We start from the raw sequence: 2,675 nt of genomic DNA, 5'->3' as shown, positions 1-2,675 counted from the left end.
AGCCCGCCCCGGGCCCCGCCGAGCCTGAGCCCGAGCCGGACGCCACCGTCGGCCAGGCCTACTTCGACGACATCTACGCCCGGCACGACGATCCGTGGGGCTTCGATTCACGCTGGTACGAGGAGCGCAAGCGCGCCGTGCTGCTCGCCTCCCTGCCCCGGCGTCGGTACCGGGCGACGTTCGAGGCGGGCTGCTCGACCGGCGCGCTCACGGTGGAGCTGGCCCAGCGGAGCGACCGAGTCCTTGCCGTCGATCTCGCCGCCGCCGCCCTCGAACGGGCTCGCCGACGAATGCCGACCAGCGCGAACGTCGAGCTGCGTCGCGGCATCCTCCCCGACGACTGGCCCGCGGGGGAGTTCGACCTCGTCGTGCTGTCGGAAGTGGCGTACTACTGGGCGGGCGCCGACCTGGATCGCGGGCTCGCCGCCGCCGTCGGGTCGCTCAGCACAGACGGTCAGCTCGTGGCCTGCCACTGGCGGCATCCGGTCGCGGAGTACCCCCGCAGTGGCGACAGCGTCCACGACGCGCTCGCCGGACGCCCCGACCTGGTGCGCCTCGTGCGCCATGAGGAGGAGGATTTCGTGCTCGAGGTGTTCGCGCGCCCGGGAGCGCGGTCGGTGGCGACCGAGGCCGGACTCGTGCCGTGAAGGCGGTGGCGGTCGTCATCCCCGCGCACGACGAGGAAGCGCTGATCGGGCGATGTCTGTCATCGGTGACGAGAGCGGTGGCGCGCGCGCGGGAGGGCGCCCCCGATCTCGTCGCGGTCGTCGTCGTCGTGCTCGACGCGTGCGCCGACGCCACCGAGCCGCAGGTGCGGCGGTGGCCGGTCGAGGTCGTTGAGATCAGCGCGCGCCGCGTCGGCGCCGCCCGCCGGACCGGCGTCGCGCACGCCCTGTCGACGCTGGACGCGAGTGCGCACGACACCTGGATCGCGATGACGGATGCCGACACGGTCGTGCCCGCGGACTGGATCACCCACCAGCTCGACCTGGCGGATGCCGGCGCCGACGTGGTCCTCGGAACCGTGCGCCCCGACTTCGCCGACCTCAGCGCGCGGCACGTCGCGTACTGGCGCGCCACCCACCATCGCGGACGCCCGCCCGGCAACGTGCACGGCGCCAATCTCGGCGTTCGGGCCAGCACGTACGCCGAGGCCGGTGGCATCCCGGATCTCCCCGCCCATGAAGACGTCGCTCTCGTTCGCGCGGCCCGGGCGATCGGGGCCCGCGAGCGCGCGAGCGACGTGCACGAGGTGGAGACGTCGGGACGCCTCGTCGGGCGCACCCCCGCCGGATACGCCGCGTTCCTCGCGCGCGTGCACGCCTGGATCGACGCTCCGCCGGTGGCAGCGCCGGGGGCGTGACGCACGCACCGGGGGCTCGTCAACCACCTCGGCGGGCCGCCGTGTCGGGGCGCACACTGGGCATCCCCGGAACGAGAGGCACGACATGAAGGCACTGACCTGGCAGGGCAAGCGCAACGTGAGCGTCGAGGAGGTCCCCGATCCCGAGATCCTCGAACCGACCGATGCCATCGTCAAGATCACCTCGACGGCGATCTGCGGTTCCGACCTGCACCTGTACGAGCTGTTCGGCCCGTTCATCGACAAGGGCGACGTGCTCGGCCATGAGCCGATGGGCGTCGTGGTCGAGGTCGGCTCCGCCGTGACGAACCTCGCGGTGGGCGACCGCATCGTCGTGCCGTTCAACATCTCGTGCGGGCATTGCTTCATGTGTCGCCGCGGCCTGCAGTCGCAGTGCGAGACGACACAGGTGCGTGAGTACGGCAGCGGTGCCGCGCTCTTTGGCTACACCAAGCTCTACGGCCAGGTGCCGGGCGGCCAGGCCGAGTACCTCCGCGTGCCCTTGGCCGACTACAACCACATCCGCGTCGGTGACGACCTGCCCGACGACCGCTACCTCTTCCTCAGCGACATCGTGCCGACCGCGTGGCAGGGCGTGAAGTACGCGAACGTGCCCGAGGGGGGAACGCTCGCGGTGATGGGACTCGGCCCGGTCGGCCAGTTCGCCGCCCGCATCGGCGTGCACCTCGGCTACCGCGTGCTCGCGATCGAGCCTGAGGCCGACCGCCGCGCGATGGCCGAACGGCACGGTGTGCTGACCTACGACCTCACCGACACGGTCGTCGACGAGCTCGTCGACCTCACCGAGGGCCGCGGGGCCGATGCCGTGGTGGATGCCGTCGGCATGGAGGCCCATGGCAACGGCGGCGTCAGACTGGCGCAGAACGCGATCGGACTGCTCCCCGACGCCCTCGCGCAGAAGCTCATGGACAAGGCGGGCCTCGACCGCCTCGCCGCCGTCTACTCCTCGATCGACCTCGTCCGTCGCGGGGGCACCGTCTCTCTCAGCGGGGTGTACGCCGGTGAGGCCGACGTGCTGCCGATGAAGACGATGTTCGACAAACAGCTCACCTTCCGGATGGGCCAGTGCAACGTCAAGCGCTGGGTCGACGACCTGCTTCCACTCGTCGAAGATCCCGCCGACCCGCTCGGCGTCATGGACCTGGTCACCCACCACGCGCCGCTCGAAGACGCCCCCGGCCTGTACGAGACGTTCCAGAAGAAGGAGGACGGCTGCATCAAGGTCGTCCTGCGCCCCGGCGCCTGACGCCCTCCCCGCCGGCGTCGCCGGCCCCGCCGGCCCCGCCGGCCC

The 2,675-nt window shown here is 71.9% G+C and carries 3 protein-coding genes; all 3 read left to right on the top strand.

The window, feature by feature from the left end; all coding sequences use genetic code 11:
* Positions 1 to 647, top strand: a 647-nt coding sequence (locus RWP81_RS16095) for an SAM-dependent methyltransferase (RefSeq protein ID WP_314457811.1), incomplete at its 5' end; no start/stop codon positions are given.
* Positions 644 to 1,363, top strand: coding sequence for a glycosyltransferase (locus RWP81_RS16090; protein WP_314457809.1), 720 nt, complete (start codon positions 644 to 646; stop codon positions 1,361 to 1,363). The genes RWP81_RS16095 and RWP81_RS16090, both read left to right, overlap by 4 nt.
* Positions 1,364 to 1,448: 85 nt before the next feature.
* Entirely contained in the window at positions 1,449 to 2,630 is a 1,182-nt protein-coding gene (locus RWP81_RS16085; RefSeq protein WP_314457807.1) for a zinc-dependent alcohol dehydrogenase, read from the top strand.
* Positions 2,631 to 2,675: the final 45 nt, after the last annotated feature.

Source organism: uncultured Microbacterium sp. (assembly GCF_963521695.1).
Lineage (GTDB): Bacteria > Actinomycetota > Actinomycetes > Actinomycetales > Microbacteriaceae > Microbacterium.
The sequence above is the reverse complement of the archived record's forward strand: the minus strand, read 5'-3'. Positions and strand labels throughout refer to the sequence as shown.

Bases quoted from the DNA above. Each gene is read 5' to 3' on its own strand.
- RWP81_RS16085 (WP_314457807.1), top strand. From the start codon at position 1,449: ATGAAGGCACTGACCTGGCAGGGCAAGCGCAACGTGAGCGTCGAGGAG.